19 protein-coding genes are annotated in these 19,857 nt (G+C 71.0%); 6 read left to right on the plus strand and 13 right to left on the minus strand.

The window, feature by feature from the left end; translation table 11 throughout:
- Positions 1-46: 46 nt before the first annotated feature.
- Together ACWF62_RS11555 and ACWF62_RS11560 are read left to right on the plus strand one after the other, a co-directional pair.
- Positions 47-223, plus strand: a complete 177-nt coding sequence (locus ACWF62_RS11555; protein ID WP_452630121.1) for a hypothetical protein — start codon at positions 47-49, stop codon at positions 221-223.
- Positions 224-233: 10 nt separating this feature from the next.
- Positions 234-1,064, plus strand: coding sequence for an NAD-dependent protein deacetylase (locus tag ACWF62_RS11560; RefSeq protein WP_452630123.1), 831 nt, complete (start codon positions 234-236; stop codon positions 1,062-1,064).
- A 146-nt stretch (positions 1,065-1,210) separates the two neighbouring features.
- On the opposite strand, the gene proB is transcribed toward ACWF62_RS11560, so the two are convergent.
- From proB to ACWF62_RS11610, 10 genes are all read right to left on the minus strand, one after another.
- Entirely contained in the window at positions 1,211-2,311 is a 1,101-nt protein-coding gene (gene proB, locus ACWF62_RS11565) for a glutamate 5-kinase (protein ID WP_378570700.1), read from the minus strand.
- Between the two features lie 5 nt (positions 2,312-2,316).
- Entirely contained in the window at positions 2,317-3,774 is a 1,458-nt protein-coding gene (obgE, locus tag ACWF62_RS11570; protein ID WP_378506506.1) for a GTPase ObgE, read from the minus strand.
- Between the two features lie 102 nt (positions 3,775-3,876).
- Positions 3,877-4,140: a 50S ribosomal protein L27 gene (gene rpmA, locus ACWF62_RS11575; protein WP_378570689.1), complete on the minus strand. Its 264-nt coding sequence runs from the start codon at positions 4,138-4,140 to the stop codon at positions 3,877-3,879.
- A 40-nt stretch (positions 4,141-4,180) separates the two neighbouring features.
- Positions 4,181-4,492 (minus strand): 50S ribosomal protein L21, encoded by a 312-nt coding sequence (gene rplU / locus ACWF62_RS11580; protein ID WP_378506504.1) that lies wholly within the window; start codon positions 4,490-4,492, stop codon positions 4,181-4,183.
- 213 nt (positions 4,493-4,705) lie between these two features.
- Entirely contained in the window at positions 4,706-7,756 is a 3,051-nt protein-coding gene (locus tag ACWF62_RS11585; RefSeq protein WP_452630124.1) for a translation initiation factor IF-2 N-terminal domain-containing protein, read from the minus strand.
- 441 nt (positions 7,757-8,197) lie between these two features.
- Positions 8,198-8,617, minus strand: a complete 420-nt coding sequence (gene ndk, locus ACWF62_RS11590; protein WP_378570685.1) for a nucleoside-diphosphate kinase — start codon at positions 8,615-8,617, stop codon at positions 8,198-8,200.
- A 19-nt stretch (positions 8,618-8,636) separates the two neighbouring features.
- Positions 8,637-9,038 carry a DUF4233 domain-containing protein gene (locus tag ACWF62_RS11595; protein ID WP_378570683.1) on the minus strand — a complete coding sequence of 134 codons (402 nt, stop codon included), beginning with the start codon at positions 9,036-9,038 and terminating at the stop codon, positions 8,637-8,639.
- Entirely contained in the window at positions 9,035-10,450 is a 1,416-nt protein-coding gene (gene folC, locus ACWF62_RS11600) for a bifunctional tetrahydrofolate synthase/dihydrofolate synthase (RefSeq protein ID WP_378506500.1), read from the minus strand. The genes ACWF62_RS11595 and folC overlap by 4 nt, the downstream gene beginning before the upstream one ends.
- A complete protein-coding gene (locus tag ACWF62_RS11605; RefSeq protein WP_452630125.1) occupies positions 10,447-13,110 on the minus strand; it encodes a valine--tRNA ligase in 2,664 nt (887 codons plus the stop codon). The genes folC and ACWF62_RS11605 overlap by 4 nt, the downstream gene beginning before the upstream one ends.
- A 24-nt stretch (positions 13,111-13,134) precedes the next feature.
- The gene (locus ACWF62_RS11610; protein WP_378570677.1) at positions 13,135-13,737 is read right to left on the minus strand and encodes a GNAT family N-acetyltransferase; all 603 of its coding nucleotides are present in this window, start codon (positions 13,735-13,737) and stop codon (positions 13,135-13,137) included.
- Between the two features lie 96 nt (positions 13,738-13,833).
- Between ACWF62_RS11610 and ACWF62_RS11615 the strand changes: the two genes are divergently transcribed.
- Genes ACWF62_RS11615 through ACWF62_RS11625 form a run of 3 tightly spaced genes read left to right on the plus strand, consistent with a single transcriptional unit; the run spans position 13,834 to position 16,605 of the window.
- A complete protein-coding gene (locus ACWF62_RS11615; RefSeq protein WP_378506497.1) occupies positions 13,834-14,643 on the plus strand; it encodes a class I SAM-dependent methyltransferase in 810 nt (269 codons plus the stop codon).
- Positions 14,640-15,158: a hypothetical protein gene (locus ACWF62_RS11620; protein WP_378506496.1), complete on the plus strand. Its 519-nt coding sequence runs from the start codon at positions 14,640-14,642 to the stop codon at positions 15,156-15,158. Before ACWF62_RS11615 ends, ACWF62_RS11620 begins: the two co-directional genes overlap by 4 nt.
- 7 nt (positions 15,159-15,165) lie before the next feature.
- The gene (locus ACWF62_RS11625) at positions 15,166-16,605 is read left to right on the plus strand and encodes an amidase (protein WP_452630127.1); all 1,440 of its coding nucleotides are present in this window, start codon (positions 15,166-15,168) and stop codon (positions 16,603-16,605) included.
- 59 nt (positions 16,606-16,664) lie between these two features.
- On the opposite strand, the gene ACWF62_RS11630 is transcribed toward ACWF62_RS11625, so the two are convergent.
- Positions 16,665-17,471, minus strand: a complete 807-nt coding sequence (locus ACWF62_RS11630) for an SDR family NAD(P)-dependent oxidoreductase (protein ID WP_452630129.1) — start codon at positions 17,469-17,471, stop codon at positions 16,665-16,667.
- Between the two features lie 103 nt (positions 17,472-17,574).
- On the opposite strand from ACWF62_RS11630, the gene ACWF62_RS11635 reads away from it, so the two are divergent.
- On the plus strand, positions 17,575-18,144 hold the full coding sequence (locus tag ACWF62_RS11635) for a hypothetical protein (RefSeq protein WP_452630130.1): 570 nt from the start codon (positions 17,575-17,577) through the stop codon (positions 18,142-18,144).
- On the opposite strand, the gene ACWF62_RS11640 is transcribed toward ACWF62_RS11635, so the two are convergent.
- Together ACWF62_RS11640 and ACWF62_RS11645 are read right to left on the minus strand one after the other, a co-directional pair.
- A complete protein-coding gene (locus ACWF62_RS11640; RefSeq protein WP_378506493.1) occupies positions 18,145-18,816 on the minus strand; it encodes an AIM24 family protein in 672 nt (223 codons plus the stop codon).
- A gap of 22 nt (positions 18,817-18,838) precedes the next feature.
- On the minus strand, positions 18,839-19,843 hold the full coding sequence (locus ACWF62_RS11645) for an iron-siderophore ABC transporter substrate-binding protein (protein WP_378570698.1): 1,005 nt from the start codon (positions 19,841-19,843) through the stop codon (positions 18,839-18,841).
- Positions 19,844-19,857 lie beyond the last annotated feature (14 nt).

Consider the following 19,857-nt stretch of genomic DNA (forward strand, 5'->3'; position numbering starts at 1 on the left):
GACGCCGCCCCACCCCCCCCCCCCCGCCGGTGGGTAGCATCGAGCCATGTCGAAGATCGGCACCAAGGTCAGATCCCTGTTCCATCGGCGCCGTCCCGTCACGCGGGAGGATGCCGCCGAGATCGCCGACTGGGTCAACGAGGGTGGCGCGCCGCACCCCGACGGCCCGCCGGTGGTCGACGACGAGGACGGACCGGGGTCGCGCCGGGACGGGTCGCGCTAGCCTGGACTCCATGACCGCATCCACCGCGCCTCGGACGACGGTGGGTCTGTTGGAGCTCATCCGGGGCCGCAGCGTCGTCGCGTTGACCGGTGCGGGCATGTCCACCGACTCCGGCATCCCCGACTACCGCGGACCCGACGCGCCTCCCCGGACCCCGATGACCTATCAGCAGTTCATGGGCGACGCGGCGTTCCGGCGGCACTACTGGGCCCGCAACCACCTGGGCTGGCGGTACATGGACGGGGCCCGACCCAACTCGGGTCACCGTGCGGTGGCCGCACTGGAACGGACCGGCACGGTGCGCGGGGTGATCACCCAGAATGTGGACCTGCTGCACACGAAGGCGGGCAGCCGGTCGGTGATCGACCTGCACGGCAGCTACGCGCAGGTGCGATGCACGCGATGCGGGCACCGGATCTCCCGCATGTCGCTGGCCGAACGACTGGACGCCGCCAACCCCGGCTTCGCCGAATCCGTTGCCGCCGCGTCCGGTGTGGAGATCGCGCCGGACGCCGACGCCGTACTCGAGGAGACCGCGCACTTCCGCGTCGTGGACTGCGCGCGCTGCTGCGGCGTCCTCAAGCCGGACATCGTCTACTTCGGCGAGTCCGTCCCCCGCGACCGCGTCGACGCCGCGTTCGCGATGGTCGAGTCCGCCGATCTGCTGCTGGTGCTGGGTTCGTCGCTGACGGTGATGTCAGGGCTGCGCTTCGTCCGCCGGGCCGCGAAGCTCGGCATGCCGATCGCGATCGTCAACCGCGGCGCCACCCGCGGCGACGACCTCGCCACCCTGAAACTCGACGCAGGCTGCGCGGAGACCCTCACCACTCTCGTCACCTGAACCCTCCCCCGACACGCCACCCGACCCCGCGTCGACCTTCCCCCCCCGGCTGCCACCCCCCGGCTGCCACCCCCCGGGTTGACCGAATGTGGGATTCGGTCAGCCTGACTGACCAAATCCCACATTCGGTCAGCCTGAGCGGACGGTCAGAGTCGGACGAGGTCGTCGGCGTGGACGACGGGCCGCTGCATGTCGGACGGCAACTCCATCGTGGACCGGCCGAGCATCTCCTCGAGTTCCGCGGCGTCGTACGCCACCACACCCCGCGCCACCGGCAGGCCGTCGGGGCCGAGCAGCGAGACCACGTCGCCGCCGTGGAATCGGCCGCCGGTCGCGGTGATGCCCGCCGGGAGCAGGGAGCGCCGCTTGTCGACGACCGCACGGACGGCGCCCGCGTCGAGGTGCAGCTCACCCTGGGTGTCGGCGGCGTGCCGGACCCAGAACTTGCGCGCCGACATGCGCGTCGGACGGGCCGCGAACGCGGTACCGACGCTCGCCGTCGACAACGCCTCCGCCGCGTCGGTGGCGGCGGCCAGCAGCACCGGGACACCGGAGTCGGCGGCCAGGCGGGCCGCGGACAGCTTCGAGGCCATCCCGCCGGTGCCCAGCGCCCCCCCGGAGCCGGCGACCACACCGTCCAGGTCCTCGGGGCTCGTCACCTCGGGGATCAGGATGGCTCCGCCCTTACGGGGGTCCCCGTCGTAGAGACCGTCGACGTCCGACAGCAGCACCAGCGCGTCGGCGCTGACCAGGTGCGCGACCATCGCCGCGAGCCGATCATTGTCGCCGAACCGCAGTTCGGTGGTCGCGACGGTGTCGTTCTCGTTGACCACCGCGACCGCGTGCAGCGCCCGCAACCGGTCCAGCGTCCGCTGCGCGTTGCGGTGCTGGGTGCGACGGGCGATGTCGTCGGCGGTGAGCAGCACCTGCCCGACCGTCCGGCCGTACCGGTGGAACGAGGTGCCCCACGCATGGGCGAGCGCGAGTTGACCGACACTCGCCGCCGCCTGCTTGGTCGCGAGGTCCCGGGGGCGTTTCGACAGGCCCAGCGGCGCGATGCCCGCACCGACCGCGCCCGACGACACCACGACCACGTCGGAGCCCGCGCGCATGCGGGCCTCGACGGCGTCGGCGAGCGCGTCGAGTTTCCTTCTGTCCAACCCGGATTCGAGACTGGTCAACGCCGACGAGCCGATCTTGACCACGACACTCCGGGCGGTGGCGATCTGGGTGCGGGTGTCGGACACCCCGGTCACTTGCCGTCGCCGTCGGAGTCCAGTCCGCGGCGGATGCGACGCGCGTGCTTGCGTTCGGCGGCACCGATCCGCTCATCCTGGTCGAGGCGGGCGTCGGTGCCGCGACCGGTGCGGGTGATGTCGACACCGGCCGCGGTCTGCGGCTCCCAGTCGAAGCTGACGTCGCCGATCGTCACCGAACAGCCGGGCTCGGCACCCATCTTGATCAACCGGTCCTCGACACCGAGACGGGCAAGCCGGTCCGCGAGGTAACCGACGGCCTCGTCGTTGTCGAATGCGGTCTGCCGGATCCACCGCTCGGGTCGGGTACCGCGGACGATGAAACCGCCGGGCGTCTCGGGGTCGGCGATGATGCTGAACCCGGTCTCATCGACGGCGATCGGGCGGATCACCTGCCGCTTGGGTGCGGCGGGCGGGTGCGCGATGCGGTAGTCCTCGACCATCTTCGCCAGCGCGAAGGTCAGCGGGCGCAGGCCGTCCCTGCTCACCGCGGAGATGGTGAACACGGGCCAACCGCGTGCCTCGAACTCGGGGGTCACCATCTCGGCGAGCTCCGCCGCATCCGGCACGTCGGCCTTGTTCAGGATCACGATGCGGGGCCGGTCGGCGAGGTCACCGAGTCCCGCGTCGCCGGACAGCGCCGGGGTGTACGCGGCCAGCTCCGCTTCGAGTGCGTCGACGTCGGACACCGGGTCGCGACCGGGTTCGAGGGTCGCGCAGTCGACGACGTGCGCGAGCACCGCGCACCGTTCGAGGTGCCGCAGGAAGTCGAGGCCGAGTCCGCGGCCGTCGCTGGCACCCGGAATCAGGCCGGGCACGTCCGCGACGGTGAACGTGGTGTCACCGCTGGACACGACGCCCAGGTTCGGCTGCAGCGTGGTGAACGGGTAGTCGGCGATCTTCGGCTTGGCCGCGGACAGCACCGACACCAGCGACGACTTGCCCGCCGACGGGAATCCGACGAGGCCGACGTCGGCGACCGACTTCAGTTCGAGCACCAGGTCGCGTTCGACGCCCTCCTCGCCGAGGAGCGCGAAGCCGGGCGCCTTGCGCGCCTTCGACGACAGCGCAGCGTTGCCGAGCCCGCCGCGCCCACCCTGCGCGGCGACGAACCGGGTTCCGGTGCCGATCAGGTCGGCGAGGATGCGGCCGTCCCGGTCCAGCACGACCGTGCCGTCGGGGACCTTGAGGACGAGGTCGGAGCCGTTGCCGCCCTCTCGGTTTCCGCCCTCACCCTGGCGGCCGTTGGTTGCCTTGGCGCGGGGATGGAAGTGGAAATCCAGCAGCGTGTGTACGTTCGAGTCGACGACGAGGATCACGTCACCGCCCCGACCGCCATTGCCGCCGTCCGGTCCGCCGAGCGGCTTGAACTTCTCGCGGTGCACCGAGGCACACCCGTTGCCGCCCTTGCCTGCGCTGACGTGCAGCGTCACGCGGTCGATGAATCGGGACATGACTGCCGGATCCTTCCCTTCAGTCGGTGAAAAGCAGGAGGGGCGGGCCGGGTGTGTGACCCTGGCCCGCCCCTCCTGGAAGCGTTGCTCGAAGCAGCAGACTCAGGCCTGTGCCTCGGCCGGAACGATGTTCACGGTCTTGCGTCCACGCTTGGTGCCGAACTCGACGGCACCGGCGGCAAGGGCGAACAGGGTGTCGTCGCCGCCACGACCGACGTTGACGCCGGGGTGGAAGTGCGTGCCACGCTGACGCACCAGGATCTCGCCTGCGCTGACGGACTGGCCGCCGAACCGCTTCACGCCGAGTCGCTGGGCATTCGAATCGCGACCGTTGCGCGAGCTGGATGCACCCTTCTTATGTGCCATGACAGACCCTCCTGGGTTGGAAGAAGACTCGGAGCCCGAGTTACTTGATGCCGGTGACCTTGAGGACCGTCAGCTTCTGCCGGTGGCCCTGACGCTTGTGGTAGCCGGTCTTGTTCTTGAACTTGTGGATCCGGATCTTCGGGCCCTTGGTCTGCTCGACGACCTCACCGGTGACCGTGACCTTCGCCAGCTTGTCGGCGTCGGTGGTCAGCTCGGCTCCGTCGACGAGGAGGACCGGGGTCAGCGAGACAGCAGCGCCGGGCTCACCCTCGATCTTCTCGACCTTGACGAGGTCACCAACAGCGACCTTGTACTGCTTTCCGCCGGTCTTGACGATCGCGTACGTTGCCATCGGACGGCTACCCCTTGCTAATTCGAACGTGCTCACGCGACTACCGCCGCGCGACTGGTCTGTGTACTTGCTTCCCCGGACACCCCGGCACCCGGACGGGCGCAGCAGAGCGGTGTCACCGAGTAGCGACCGCTCAAGGTTACGGGATGGCGATCGGCAGGGTCAAACCGCCCCACCCGCCGCCGTTGCCCGTGACCTCGAGCGGTCGGCCAATCACGATTCCGTCGGTGGTCCGGCGGGACGCCCGGCGGACCGCCGACGCGCACGCCGCTTCGGTGCGGCGGGCTCAGCTGCCGCCGCCTCCGCCGCGCCGGACACCGGCGTGGCCTCGACGGCGGCGGCCGGCTCGACGACCGGCTCGACCACGACCGCGGGTTCCGCAGGCGCCGGGTCCGGGTGCGCGGGAAGCGTCAGCACGGTCCCCTCGTCGACGCCAGCCACGGGTGCCGCGGCCGCGCGGGAGGCCCGGCGCGACCGGCGGCGCGGGCGCGCCGCTGCCGCGGGCTCGCCAGCGGGTTCCGGTGCAGGCTCGGAGACGGGTTCGGGCGCAGGCTCGGCGGCGGGTTCGGGTGCGGTATCCGCCGCGACGACCGGCGTCTCGACGGCAGGGTCCGCGACGACGTCCGCCGTCTCCGTGACGACGACCTCGGCGGCCGCGGCTGCGGCGTCCGCCGTGTCCGGATGCTCGTCCTCGGGGTGCAGGTGTGCGGCCATCGCCAACGCCACCGGGTGCGCCCGCTTGACGGACGCGTCGGCCTCCGCGGCGTGCCCGTCCTTCTCCGGTGCTGGCTCGGCGGCCTGCGCCTTGTCGCGGCCCCGCTTGCGGCGTCCGCCACCCGATTCGCCCTTGCCCTGGTTGCGGGAGCCGGAGTCGTCACCGGAGCGGACCTCGACCGGATCGGCGTGCACGACGATGCCGCGGCCGTGGCAGTGCTCGCAGGTGGTCGAGAACGCCTCGACCAGACCGGTGCCCAGCTTCTTGCGGGTCATCTGAACCAGGCCGAGCGAGGTGACCTCGGACACCTGGTGCCGGGTCCGGTCGCGTCCGAGTGACTCGGTGAGCCGACGCAACACGAGATCCCGGTTCGACTCGAGCACCATGTCGATGAAGTCGACGACGATCATGCCGCCGATGTCCCGCAGCCGCATCTGCCGCACGATCTCCTCGGCGGCCTCCAGGTTGTTCCGGGTGACGGTCTCTTCGAGGTTGCCGCCCGCTCCGGTGAACTTGCCGGTGTTGACATCGACGACGGTCATCGCCTCGGTGCGGTCGATCACCAGGGTGCCGCCCGACGGCAGCCACACCTTCCGGTCGAGCGCCTTCGCCAGCTGCTCGTCGATGCGCCGGACCGCGAAGATGTCCGGTCCGCCCGCCGCAGGCTCGTACCGTTCCACCCGCGGCAACAGGTCGGGTGCGACGGTCCGGATGTAGTTTTCCACCGTCGACCAGGACTTCTCGCCCTCGATGACGATCTTGGAGAAGTCCTCGTTGAACAGGTCGCGCACGACCTTGACCAGCAGGTCCGGCTCCTCGTACAGGGCCTTCGGGTTACCCGACTTGCCCTTGTCCGCTGCCTCGGCCTCCTTCTCGATGTCGGACCACTGCGACTGCAGCCGCTGCACGTCGCGGGCGAGTTCCTCCTCGCTGACGCCCTCCGCTGCGGTGCGGATGATGACGCCCGCCTCCGGCGGAACCACCTCCCGCAGGATCTCCTTGAGCCGCTTGCGTTCGGTGTCGGGCAGCTTGCGGCTGATCCCGGTGGACGTGCCGCCGGGAACGTAGACGAGGAACCGTCCCGCCAGCGAAATCTGGGTGGTCAGGCGGGCACCCTTGTGCCCGACCGGGTCCTTGGAGACCTGGACGAGCACCTGGTCGCCCGGCCTGAGCGCCTGCTCGATCTTGCGGCTGTTGCCGCCGAGACCGGCGGCCTCCCAGTTGACCTCACCGGCGTAGAGGACGCCGTTGCGTCCGCGCCCGATGTCGATGAAGGCCGCCTCCATCGACGGCAACACGTTCTGCACCCGTCCGAGGTAGACGTTGCCGACCATCGACGCGGACGCCGACGTCGTAACGAAGTGCTCGACGAGGACGTCGTCCTCGAGGACCGCGACCTGGGTCAGGCCGTCGGGGTGCGCGGCACCGCTCTTCTCCCGGACCACCATCACCCGGTCGACCGCCTCACGACGGGCCAGGAACTCGGACTCGGTGAGGATCGGCGGCCTGCGCCTGCCCGCGTCCCGGCCGTCGCGGCGGCGCTGACGCTTGGCCTCGAGCCGGGTGGATCCGGAGATGCCCTGCACCTCGTCCTTGGCGCGGGCCTTGGTGCGGGGTTCACGCTCGTGCACGACCGTCGTGACACCGTCGTCCTCGGTGGCGTCGCCGTCGCCGCTGCCCTTGCGACGGCGGCGGCGACGACGACGCCTGCTCGTGCCGTCCTCGGACTCCTCCGCACCCGACTCGGCGTCGGCCGTCTCGGCCTCCGCCGCCTCGGTGTCCGCGTCCGCCGATGCGTCGGCCGCTGGCCCGTCCTCCGCGGGAGCGGTCTCGGTGTCGTCGGCGGTGTCGGTCTCCGCGCCCTGCTCACCGCGACCCCGGCCGCGGCCCCGGCGCCCGCGGCGGCGGCGCCGGCCTTGGCCCTCCGCGGACTCGTCGTCGGCGTGCTCCGCGCCGGCCGCTCCGGCCTCCTCGGAGGTCGTGGCCTCCGCGGCAGAACCATCCGCCTGCTGCTCGCTCGCCGTCGGCTCCTCGACCGCCGCGGCCGCGGCGGTTCCGGAGGTGACCTCGATCGGGGCCGCCTCGTCGGGGGCGGCCGCTTCCCGGCGCGCGCGGCGACGACGCGGTGCGGGTTCGGGGGCCGTCTCCGGCTGTAGGAACAGCGGGGCCTGGAACAGCGGCGGCTCGGTGGCCGCGGCGGGCGCCGCCTCGGCGTCGGCGTCGGTGAACAGGCCGGGCTGCTGCGGGATGTGCGCGTCGGCGATCAGGTCGGGGGCGGCGCGCAGCACCGGGTCGGCGGCGGAAGCCGATTCGGCGGCCTGCTCGGCGGCCGGTGCCGTCGGTGCGGCCATCGCCGCGTGCACGCGCTCGGCGAGCGCGCGGTCGATGCTGGACTGGGCGCTGCGCAGTTCCGTCCCGAACTCCGCGACCTGGGCGAGCACCTGCTTGCTGGTCACGCCGAGCATCTTGGCGAGGGCGTGAACGCGCATCTTCTCCGGGAACACCGGATCGGTGGGCTGTGAATTCTCGGGCGGCGCTTGGTCGGCCACGTAAGTCTCCTCGAGCCCCCGGGCGCGTCCATCCCTGTCGGATGTGCGCGGCCACTCGGGGGCGCTGTCTGGTCCTCACACCGGGGTGTGAGTTCGTCTGGTCTCGCTCCGCGCGGCTTGTCGGTGATCGAAACGGTCACGTCCAATTCGCGCGGAGCCTGGCGGGCTGAACTCCGCGTCCCGTGCGCCTGATCATCCAGCGTGCCGCCGGGGAGGGATTTCCTCGTCCATGGCGGCAGCGATGCGGGCATCGAGCCGTGGTGTCACCGGTTGGACCGCACGCAGCTCTCGACGGTGACGAAACGTGTGCGGGTCAACCGCTGTCAGTATCCCACACGTCCACGGTGCCCCGACCGACGCCGCACCGTGCGGGCGAACGAAACCGGCTCAGGTCCCCGATCGGATCGGGCAACCTGAGCCGGGGCTGCGGAAACGGGGCGGTCAGGGTCGTGCGAGCCGCGGGAACCAGAGCGCGATCTCCCGCTCGGCGGACTCGACCGAATCGGACCCGTGCACGAGATTCTGCTGACCGTCGAGGGCGTGGTCGCCGCGGATGGTGCCGGGAGCGGCCTTCTCGACGGGATCGGTGCCGCCCGCGATCTGGCGGAACGCGGCGATCGCCCGGTGTCCCTCGACGACGGCCGCGACCAGCGGGCCGGAGGTGATGAACTCGAGCAGGCCCGGGTAGAACGGCCGCTCGACGTGCTCGGCGTAGTGCTTGCCCGCCACATCCGCGTCGGCGGTGCGCATCTCCAGCGCGGCGACGGACAGACCCTTGCGTTCGACGCGCGCGAGAATGTCGCCGATCAGGTTGCGGGCAACGCCATCGGGCTTGATCAGTACCAGGGTGCGCTCAGTCACGAAAGGACAGAATAGTGGGTCAGTCCCGCTGCCCTGCCAGCAGTCCCCGCTCGATCCGCGCTTCGATGTCCTTGCGCAGGTACAGCAGGTACGCCCACACCGCGGCGAAGATCAGACCCATCACGCCGATCGCCGGGTGAATGAACCAGCCCGCGATCAGGCCGACCTGCAGGCCGAGGTCCAGACGCAAACCCCAGCGCCGGGACTGCACCCCGCACGCGAGGATCATCAGGACACCGAGCACGGTGAGGTACACGACCGCTCCGGTGCTGATGCCGGTGCCGAGCTTCGCGACCGCGGGGATCCCGAGGAAGACCACGATTGCCTCGAGGATCAGGGTGCCGGAGCAGACCCCGCGGAATCCCTTCCACGGGTCGGTGGTCGGGGGCTTGAACTGGGCAGGTTGATCGGGGGTGCTCACGCCGGGTCCTTTCCGAACAGGGTGCGGGCCTCGCCCGCGGTGACGACGGATCCGGTGACGACGACACCGGCGCCGGAGATGGCCTCGCCGGGTTCGGCGACCTCCTCGGCAAGCCCGATCGCCGTTTCGATCGCATCCGGCAGGGTCGGGGCAACGACCACCCGCTCGTCCCCGAACCGGGCGACCGCCAGGTCGGCGAGGTGCTCGACGTCCATCGCACGAGGGGAACCGTTGCGGGTGACCACAATCTCGTCGAAGACCGGTTCCAGCGCGGTGAGGATGCCGTCGGCGTCCTTGTCCCCCAATACCGCGACGACGCCGACGAGTTTGCGGAAGTCGAACTCGGCCGACAGCGCCGACGCGAGGGCGCGGGCCCCGTCCGGATTGTGCGCGGCATCGAGAAAGACGGTCGGCGCGTTGCGGACCCGCTCAAGCCTGCCCGGGTTCGTCAGCGACGCAAAGGCTTCCCGGATCGCGTCGGCGTCGAGCTGCCGGTCGGGACCCGCCCCGAAGAACGCCTCGACCGCGGCGAGGGCGAGCGCGGCGTTGCGGGCCTGATGTTCGCCGTGCATCGGCAGGAAGATGTCGGTGTACACCCCGCCGAGCCCCTGCAGTTCGAGTTGCTGCCCGCCGACCGCGATCTGCCGCGCAAGGACGGTGAACTCCGATCCCTCGCGGGCGACGGCCGCGTCCGCCTCCACCGCGCGGCGCAGCAGCACGTCCATCACCTCGGGTTCCTGCTGCGCGAGGATCGCGACGGTGTCCCGCGGCACCAGCGAGTCCGGCGCCTTCTTGATGATCCCGGCCTTCTCGGCGGCGATGCCTGCCAGGTCGGTGCCCAGATAGTCGGCGTGGTCGAGGCTGATCGGGGTGATCACCGCGACCTGGCCGTCGACGACATTCGTTGCGTCCCAGCGGCCCCCGAGCCCGACCTCGATGACGCCGACGTCGACGGGCGCCTCCGCGAACGCGGCGAACGCCATCGCGGTGAGCACCTCGAACTTGCTCATCGCCGGACCCCCGGCTGCCCGCGACTGGGTGTCGACCATCTCGATGTACGGCGCGAGCTCGCGGTAGGTGTCGACGTAGGTGCGCGGCGAGACCGGCGCGCCGTCGATGCTGATCCGCTCGGTCGCCAGCTGCAGGTGCGGGCTGGTGGTGCGGCCGACCCTGCGGTGCAGCCGAGTGAGCAGGGCGTCGATCATCCGGGTCACCGACGTCTTGCCGTTGGTGCCCGCGACGTGGATCGCCGGGTAGGCCTGCTGCGGGGACCCGAGCAGATCCATCAGCGCGGCGATCCGGGTCAGCGACGGCTCGATCTTCGTTTCGGGCCAACGCTGGTCGAGCTCGGCCTCGACCAGCGCCAGCTCCGCGAGGTCCACCGGGGACGGGGTCCCCTGCTCGTCGCTCACGCCCGACCCAACTCCTCGAGCCGCGCGGTGATGCGGGTGATCTCCTCCTGCGCCACCTGCTGACGTCCCTTGATCTTGTCGACGACCGCGTCCGGGGCCTTCGCGAGGAAGGCCTCGTTGCCGAGCTTCGCCGCGGTCCCGGCGAGCTCCTTCTCGGCCGCCGCGAGGTCCTTCTCGAGCCGCTTGCGTTCGGCGCCGAGATCGACGGCACCGGAGGTGTCGAGTTCGACGGTGACGGTGGCGCGGCTCAGCCGCACCTCGACCGACGCGGTCGCGGCGAAGCCGTCCGACGGCTCGGTGAGCTTCGCGAGCGACGACACCGACGCGAGCTGGGCCTCGATGTCGGCGTCCGCGGCGCCGGACAGCCGGGCCGCGACCTTCTGCGACGGCTTGAGTCCCTGGTCGCTGCGGAACCGGCGGATCTCGGTGACAAGCTTCTGCAGGTCGGCGATCCGGCGGGCGGAGTCCGCGTCGGTCGGGGTGCCGGTCGCGGCGGGCCAGGACGCGACGACGACCGACTCGCCGCCGGTGAGCACCTTCCACAGCGTCTCGGTGACGAACGGAATCACCGGGTGCAGCATCCGCAGCAGCGTGTCGAGGACGTTGCCGAGCACGGCCTTGGTGCCGTCTGCATGCACGGAACCATCCGCGACCTGCACCTTCGCCAGCTCGAGGTACCAGTCGCACACCTCGTCCCACGCGAAGTGGTACAGCGCCTCGCAGGCCTTGGAGAACTCGAACTTCTCGAACGCCTCGTCGACCTCGGCGCGGACCTGCTCGAGCCGGTCCAGGATCCAGCGGTCGGCGTCGGTGAGCTGCTCGCGGGCGGGCAGGTCGGCGACGACCGCGCCGTTCATCAGCGCGAACTTGGTGGCGTTGAACAGCTTGTTCGCGAAGTTGCGGGACGACTGCGCATGGTCCTCACCGACCGCGAGGTCGCTGCCCGGGTTGGCGCCGCGGGCCAGGGTGAAACGCAGCGCGTCCGCGCCGAACCGGTCCACCCAGTCCAGCGGGTCGATGCCGTTGCCGCGGGACTTCGACATCTTCTTGCCGAACTGGTCACGCACCAGGCCGTGCAGGAACAGGTCGGTGAACGGAACCTTGCCGCCCTGGACTGCATCGTCACCGGAGACGTAGGTGCCGAACATCATCATCCGGGCCACCCAGAAGAACAGGATGTCGTAGCCGGTGACGAGAACGCTGGTGGGATAGAACTTCTCGAGCTCGAGGGTCTGCTCCGGCCAGCCCATCGTGGAGAACGGCCACAGCCCGGACGAGAACCAGGTGTCGAGGACGTCCGGATCCTGCTCCCAACCCTCGGGCGCTGTCTCGTCGGGGCCGAAGCACGCCACCTCGCCGTCCGGGCCGTACCAGATCGGGATCCGGTGGCCCCACCACAGCTGCCGGGAGATGCACCAGTCGTGCATGTTGTCGACCCACGCGAACCAGCGCGGCTCCTGACTGGCCGGGTGGATGGTGGTCGCGCCGTCGCGGACCGCGTCGCCTGCGGCCTTCGCGAGCGCGTCCACCTTGACCCACCACTGCATCGACAACCGCGGCTCGATGGTCTCGCCGGACCGCTCGGAGTGGCCGACGCTGTGCAGGTACGGACGCTTCTCGGCGACGACGCGGCCCTGCTCGGCGAGGGCCTCGCGCACCTTGACGCGCGCCTCGAACCGGTCCATGCCGTCGAATTGCGTTCCGGTGTCCGCGATCCGACCCGCCTTGTCCATAATGGTCGGCATCGGCAGGTTGTGCCGCAGACCCATCTCGAAGTCGTTGGGGTCGTGCGCGGGGGTGATCTTGACGGCGCCGGTGCCGAACTCGGGGTCGACGTAGTCGTCGGCGATGATCGGGATCGCGCGGCCGGTGAACGGGTGCTCAAGGGTGGTGCCGACGAGATGCCGGTAGCGCTCGTCGTCGGGGTGCACGGCGACGGCGGTGTCGCCGAGCATCGTCTCGACGCGGGTGGTGGCGACGATGACGTGCGGCTCGGCGTCGTCGAGGGAACCGTAACGCAGCGAGACGAGTTCGCCCTCGACCTCCTCGAACTTGACCTCGATGTCGGAGATCGCGGTCTGCAGCACCGGCGACCAGTTGACGAGCCGCTCGGCGCGGTAGATCAGGCCGTCGTCGTACATCCGCTTGAAGATGGTCTGCACGGCACGGGACAGGCCCTCGTCCATCGTGAAGCGGTCGCGGGACCAGTCGACGCCGTCCCCGATGCGACGCATCTGACCCTGGATGGTGCCCCCGGATTCACGCTTCCAGTCCCACACCTTCTCGATGAAGGCCTCGCGGCCGAGGTCCTCCTTCTTGGTGCCCGCGGCGGCGAGCTGCTTCTCGACGATGGTCTGCGTCGCGATGCCCGCGTGGTCCATGCCGGGCAGCCACAGCACCTCGAAGCCCTGCATCCGCTTGCGGCGGGTCAGCGCGTCCATCAGGGTGTGGTCGAGCGCGTGCCCCATGTGCAGGCTGCCGGTGACGTTCGGCGGTGGCAGCACGATGGAGTAGCCGGGCTTGTCGCTGGCGGCGTCGGCCTGGAAGTAGCCGGCCGCCACCCAGCCCTCGTACAACTGCTCCTCGACGGCGCTGGGGTCCCAGCTCTTCGGGAGGGCGTCTGCGGGGTTCTCGGGGTTCTGCGGCGCGGCACTGGTCACCTGCGCAATTCTAGAGAACGTCCCCTACCGTGGTTCCCGCCACATGGCCCACAGCGTGGGTCCGCCGTCGGGGATCACGATTTCCCGGGTCACCTCGAAGCCGAACCGCTGGTAGTACGGGACGTTCGACTCCTTGCTCGACTCCAGGTACGCGGGCGCGCGGTCGAGGTCGCACCGGTCGAGACGGGACCGCATCAGGGCCTGCCCGTGCCCGCCACCGCGGGCGGTCGGGTCGGTGCCGATGGTGCCGAGATACCAGTGCGGCCCGTCCGGGTGTGCGGCCTCGATCGTCGCGCCGACCGCGGCGGCGACCCCGGCCCGGCGCCCGAAGGCCCGCAGGATGGACGGGGCCATCACCAGTTGGGTCCACCGCGACTGCCGCCACCGATCGGGCGGATCCCACAGCGCCGCCCCGACGGCGCGGCCGTCGGCCGCGGCCACCTCAACGCCGCCGTGGGCCAGATGGTGGTGCCGGGTGAAGGCGGCGAACATCCGCGGCAGCCCGCGCCGCCGGTCCAGCGGGTCGGGCCACATCCACTGCATCACCGGGTCGTCATCGAACGCCCGACCGAGGACGCGGGCGAGTTCGGGAACGTCGGACCGGGTGGCGGGGTGCACGGTGGCCATGCCCGAGGCTATCCCGGAACCGGATCATTCGGTTGCCCCTACTCCGCCGATCGCAATGTCATTGCCTCTGCCTGCACCGACTGCCACCATGTCGCCATGGAGCCGCTGGAGATCACCGACCTGATCGCGGTTGCACCGGTGCGACGGGACGACGCCGCGACCCGGTTGCGGGCGTCGGGTCAGGAGCGTGCGGCCCGCCTGGTCGAGGCGCTTCCCGCGGTGGACGGCGTGCTCGACGCCGACCACTGCCGACGAGTGCTGCTCCGGATCCATGCCGAACTCCAACGGTTGGGCGAGGAGTTGCAGGTGCCGCGCCGGGTGGCCGACGAGATCAGGCTCATCACCCCGCGGCACACGGTGCGGCGGATCGTCGACGTCGGCTGCGGCACCGGGTACATCCTGCGCGGCCTCGCCCGTTCCGGCGCCCTCCCCGGTGTGGAACTGGTCGCCACCGACTTCAATGCCGACCTCGTCGACAGGGGACGCACGCTCGCCCGCCTCGACGACTGCGCCGTCCGCTTCGAGGTAGCCGACGCACTCGACCTGGCGACGGACGGCGTGCCGACCGTGGTGATCTCGACCGGCTTCCTGCACCACCTCGACCGCGCGCAGGTCCGCGAGTTCCTGGCCCGTCACGAGACCCCCACAATCGTCGGCTTCCTCCACTACGACCCGGAGCCAGGGTGGCTGACCAACCTGGGTTCCTGGGTCTTCCACCGCAGCCGGATGCGCGAACCCATCTCCCGGCACGACGGCAATCTGTCGATGCGGCGGGCGCACCCGACCGACTTCCTGCTGGGCGCTGCCACGGCGGCCGCGCCGTCGTTCGACGTCTCCTGCCGCGGTGGGCAGAGCCTGCACGGAGTGTGGCGCCCGCTGATCGGGGTGCGCGGGGCGGACGGGTGAACGTCGCGGCGCTGACGGTCCTGACGATCGCCCTGCTCGACGGCGCGTTCGCGGGCTATCGGGCGGCGCAGGGCCGGACGGGTCGACTCGCCACCCTGCGGCGCGACACCCTGGCGCAGGCGAGGGGTGTCGCGGTATGGGCGGCCCTGGCGGCTGGCCCCCTGGCGATCGGTCTGCTCGTTGTCCCGCGGGAGGTCCGCCGGACCGCGGCCGAGGCGCTGGCGGCGGCCCTGACACCGTTCGCCCTGGTCACACTCGTCGCCATCGCGACCTGGTGCGTCCTGCCGTGGCGGACCAGGTATCTGGCGATGGCGGTCGTGTTGGGGCCGATGACGTTGCTGCGCCCGGCGATCTGCGTGGCCGGCGCCGTTGCCGTGTGGATCGGGACCGGCGATCCGACCGCCACCGCCGCGACTGGCGTGGCCGGGGGTGCACAGCTACTGGTGGAACCTGCGGTGGGACACCTCTGGTACACCAAAAACCCGGTGGCCGGCAGGGGCACGGTCGGGGTGTGATGGCGGCATGCACGTGTACGAGTACGCCGCCCACGATGCGGTCGGCCTGGCCACACTGATCCGGCAAGGGGACGTGACGGCGGCCGAGGTCGAGGCCGCGGCGCGGCGCGCGCTGGACGCGGTGAACCCGGACCTGAACGCGCTGACCCTGCCGGTGTTCGACCCGGCACCCGACGCCGACCCGTCGGGGCCGCTGGCCGGGGTGCCGATGGTCGTCAAGGACAGCGGCCCCGTCGTCCGGGGGATCCCGTTCACCCTTGGCAGCCGCGCCCTCCGCGGCGCCGTCGCTGGCTGCGATCTGGAGGTGATGCGCCGGTTCCGGGCCGCCGGGTTGGTCGCGCTCGGTCAGAGCACGGCACCGGAGCTGGGACTGAACTTCGCGACGGAATCCCGACGCTACGGGGCGACCCGCAACCCGTGGAACCTCGATCGCGGGGTCGGCGGGTCGAGCGGCGGGTCCGCGGCGTTGGTCGCGGCGGGCGCGGTGCCGATCGGGCACGGCAACGACGGCGCCGGGTCGCTGCGGGTCCCCGCGTCGTGCTGCGGGCTGGTCGGGCTCAAACCGAGCCGGAGCCGGGTGCCGGTCGGGCCGTCCGGTTCGAGCGGATCCTCGGGTGGTGGGGTGACCGGGGAGGTGGGGTTCGGCCAGGTGTACGAGTTCGGCCTGACCCGCACGGTCCGGGACTGCGCGGCCCTACTGGACGCGGTCAGCGGGCCGATCATCGGGGAGAAGTACGCCGCCGCTCCCCCGGCCGTGCCGTATCCGACGTCGCTGTCGACCGACCCCGGTCGGCTGCGGGTCGCGGTGTCCACCCTGGCCGGCGTGCCCGTCGACGCGCAGGTCGCGGACGCCGCAATCACCGCGGCGCGCGTCCTCGAGTGGATCGGGCACGACATCACCGAGGCAGCGCCCGCGGTATGCGAGGACGACGTCGTGGAGGCGTGCCTGCTCACCGCGTACTCGACGGGTGCGGCGATGCTGCGGGCCCCGATCCGACCGAATCCCGATCTGCTGGAGTCGGTGTCGCGGGTGGTTCTGCAGGAGGCCGCGGCCGCGCGGATGCCGGACGTCGCCGCCGCGATCGACGCCCAGGGCCGCGTCACCCGCGCGGTCGGGGACTTCTTCGCTCGCCACGATCTGCTGGTGACGCCAACGGTGGCACAGTTGCCGCCGCCGCACGGCACCCTCGACTACGACGCCGCGGGGCACACCGTCCGGTCGTGGATTCGGCGGATCCTCGAGTTCGGCCCGTTCACGGCCGCCTACAACGTGTCCGGCAATCCGGCGATCAGCCTGCCGCTGGCGCAGAGTCGGGAGGGGCTGCCGATCGGGGTGCAGCTCGTCGCCGCACCCGGCCGCGAGGACCTGCTACTTGCCGTCGCCGCCCAGCTTGAGCAGGCGGTGCCGTGGCGTGACCGGGTCCCGCCGCTGTCCGCGGATGGGTAGGGCGTGTCTCCTAATCCGTCTCGGCGCCGAAATGGGGAGTGGGAGACATGCCCTAGAGGTCAGCGCAGGCCGTGCCTGCGGGCGACGATCCGCTCGACCAGCCCGCGCGGCGCGATCCGGCGCAGCGCGAACACCATCGGGGCGTTGGAGCCGACGGCATACAGCGGTCGCGGCCGCTTGGCGTCGATCGCCGTCAGCACGGTCCGCGCGACCGTGTCCGCGCTGATCCCGGACCGTTCGTTGGCGTCGAGATGCTCGATCATCGTGCGGTAGTCGGCGGTGTACGGCGAGTCATCGGCGAGATAGTGGGTGCGCCGTTCGCCGATGCCGGTGGCGATCGAGCCGGGCTCGACGGTGGTGATCGCGACCCCGAACGGGGACACCTCGCGACGTGCGGCGGTCGCGAAGCCCTTGATCGCGGCCTTCGTCGCAACGTACGAGGATCGGTGTGCGAGGGGGAAACTCGCGAGCATCGACCCGACCATCACGACCCGGCCGGAGCGGCGGGCCCGCATGCCGGGCAGCAGCAGCTGGGTCAGCCGCACCGCGCCAAACACGTTGGTGCGGAACAGCCGTTCGATCGCGTCCATCGGCAGTTCCTCGAGCGGACCGCTCTGGCTCTCCCCCGCATTGTTGACGAGAACGTCGACGGCGCCCGCCGCGGCGGCGCAGGCGGCGATGGACGCCTCGTCGGTGAGGTCGAGCGGCAGGTATCGGACGCCGGGGATTGGGTTCGTGATCGCATCCGGGTTGCGGCTGGTGCCGTACACCGTCCACCCGCGTCCGGCGAGGGCCCCCGCGACCGCCGCCCCGATCCCCGACGACGCGCCCGTCACCAGTGCCGTCCGTGCACCCGACCCGCCCATGCCGCACCCTCCCTCGACGTAATTCCTCGACGACCGTAGTGCACGACACGCGCACCGCGGGCGAGTCACGCCGCCGACGCCACGGACGCGGGAGCATGTGTCCGTGACATCGTGGATACAGGTGCTGGTGGCAATGGACGAGGGTCCGACCGCACCGGTTCACGGTGTCGTCCGGGTTGTCGATCCGGAACGGACGCCCGAACTCGTCAGCTGGGCGAGTGCCGGTGCACCCCCGGTGTTCGTGGGGCTGGGCGGCGACGAGGTCCGGCTGTGGCGGGACGGTCCGCGTACCCGGATCGACACCCGCACCGGCGAGCCGCTGTTCATTTGCGACGGCGACACCGCGTGGCGGTTCGAGCACGACGAACCACCGCTGCGGGCCGATGCGCGCCGGGTCCACTACCTCGGCCCCGGCCGCGAGTTGGCGGTGACCCGGCCCGCGACGGACTGGCTCGGTAATGACTTCACCCGACCGACCGGCCCGGTCGTCGACACCGAGTTCCTCGGCCGCCGCTGCTGGGAGGTCGAACTCGCGCCCCCACCGCGCAAGCCTGCGCCGATCCGGTTGATCGTGGACGCGGAGACCGGCGCGGTCCTGCAGCAGCGCAACGACGCGGCCGGGCTCGCCGGGCTGCAGCAGGTGCTGCACCCCGGCGAGCGACCCCGACCGTGACTACTGCTTCGGGATCGCCGGATGCCCCTCGGACGCCTGCACGACGACGAATCCGCTGCCGGTCAGGCCCAACTGGTACGCCTCCCCCGACCCGCGTCCGACGACGGCGCCGAGCTTCGCGGTCTTGCGGATGGTGGACTGCAGCCCGGTCGACCACATCACCGCGCTCTGCATGTCGACGTGGGTCGGCACGTCGACGTTCAGCACCACCGGGGTGCCGTAGGCGGTGATCGCGAGGACCCCGTGACCGCTGAATGTGGTGTTGAACAGTCCGCCGCTGAGCATCGACGCGCCCTCGACACGGTTGATGTCCCAGCCGAGGGTGGACTCGAACGCGAGGACGTTGCCGCCGTTGACGGTCACCGACTCGCCCTCGAGTTCGAACAGGAAGATCTCGTCGGCGTCGGCCGCGAGAAACACGTCGCCGCTGCCGGACACCTGCATCAGCGACATGCCCTCGCCGGTGAGTGCCTTCTTGAAGAACTTCCCGATGCCGCCGCTGCCCTGGTACGCGAAGTCCACCTCACCCTGGTAGGCCACCATCGACCCCTGTCTGGCCAGGAAGTGCCCGCCGGTGCCCCGCAGGTCCACCTTGAGCATCCGCTTGTTCTGCAGCATGAATGTGCCTGGCGTCCCGCTGCGTTCGGTGTTGGTGAACAGATCGCTGCGCACAAGGGTCCTTCCGTTCGGGTGGTCAGCCGCCGAGCAGCGGAGCGATGCGCGGCGGAATGTCGTTCAGAGCGTATGGCAGCGACAGCACCGTGCTCCACGTCATCGCCTCGGCGGCCGCGTCGTCGAGGATGATGACGCGGCCCCCCTCCACGACGGGCAGACCCGCGTAGACGGGTGTCGCCGCGAGCTCAGCACGGAGCTTGTCGCCGAAGCCGCCGCCGGCATACCAGACGAGCAGGTCCGTGTCGGCGAGGGTCAACTGTTCGGTACTGATCGGGGCGAAGTTGGTGCCGGTGATCTGTTGGGTGACAGGAGGATTCACGAAACCGAGTTCGGTGAAGAACCGCACCTTCGGGTCCTCGGGGCCGTAGACCCCGAACTGGCCGGGCCCCTTCAGCGCACCGACGATCACCGTCCTGCCCGCAAATTCCGGGTGCGCGGCCGCGACGTCGGTGAACTGCTGCTGCACGGCGTTGACGAGGTCGTCGGCCTGCGCCGACCGGCCGAGGGCCTTGCCGATGGTCCGGGTCTGGATCTGCCAAGGCACCCCGAAGTCGGCGAACTCCGCGGGCTGCCCGACGGTCGGCGCGAGGGCGGACAGCGTGTCGTGCTCGTTCTGCGTCAGCCCGGAATAGGTGCCGAGGACCAGGTCCGGGTCGGTGGCCGCCACCGCCTCGATGTCCAGCCCGGCGCCCGCGGTGCCGATCACGGCCGGGTGCGCGCCGCCGAGGCGGTCATGCGCCCACGGCCAGGTGGCGTCGGGCTGATTGCCGTACCAGTCGAACACCCCGACCGGGACGACCCCGAGCGCAAGGATCGCGTCGTGGTCGTTGTAGCCGACGCTGACCACCCGCCGCGGGTCGTCGGCGACGACCACCCGGCCATACTTGTCGCCGAGGGTGGCGCCCGTCGAGCCACTCGGCTGGGCGTCTCCGCTGCCGCATCCGGTGGCGACGGCCAGCGCGACGCCGGAGGCCCCGATCAGGAACCCGCGACGGGTCAGACGATCCATGTTCTCCACCCTCATGCTCACGGAAAGAA

The sequence above is a fragment of the Rhodococcus sp. NPDC054953 genome (genome assembly GCF_053609225.1).

Excerpts from the sequence above, each read along its gene's own strand:
- ACWF62_RS11555 (WP_452630121.1), top strand. The coding sequence starts at position 47 with ATGTCGAAGATCGGCACCAAGGTCAGATCCCTGTTCCATCGGCGCCGT.
- ACWF62_RS11630 (WP_452630129.1), bottom strand. The coding sequence starts at position 17,471 with ATGGGCGGGTCGGGTGCACGGACGGCACTGGTGACGGGCGCGTCGTCG.
- rplU (WP_378506504.1), bottom strand. The coding sequence starts at position 4,492 with ATGGCAACGTACGCGATCGTCAAGACCGGCGGAAAGCAGTACAAGGTC.
- rpmA (WP_378570689.1), bottom strand. The coding sequence starts at position 4,140 with ATGGCACATAAGAAGGGTGCATCCAGCTCGCGCAACGGTCGCGATTCG.
- ACWF62_RS11645 (WP_378570698.1), bottom strand. The coding sequence starts at position 19,843 with ATGAGGGTGGAGAACATGGATCGTCTGACCCGTCGCGGGTTCCTGATC.
- ACWF62_RS11610 (WP_378570677.1), bottom strand. The coding sequence starts at position 13,737 with ATGGCCACCGTGCACCCCGCCACCCGGTCCGACGTTCCCGAACTCGCC.
- ACWF62_RS11625 (WP_452630127.1), top strand. The coding sequence starts at position 15,166 with ATGCACGTGTACGAGTACGCCGCCCACGATGCGGTCGGCCTGGCCACA.
- obgE (WP_378506506.1), bottom strand. The coding sequence starts at position 3,774 with ATGTCCCGATTCATCGACCGCGTGACGCTGCACGTCAGCGCAGGCAAG.
- ACWF62_RS11615 (WP_378506497.1), top strand. The coding sequence starts at position 13,834 with ATGGAGCCGCTGGAGATCACCGACCTGATCGCGGTTGCACCGGTGCGA.
- ACWF62_RS11560 (WP_452630123.1), top strand. The coding sequence starts at position 234 with ATGACCGCATCCACCGCGCCTCGGACGACGGTGGGTCTGTTGGAGCTC.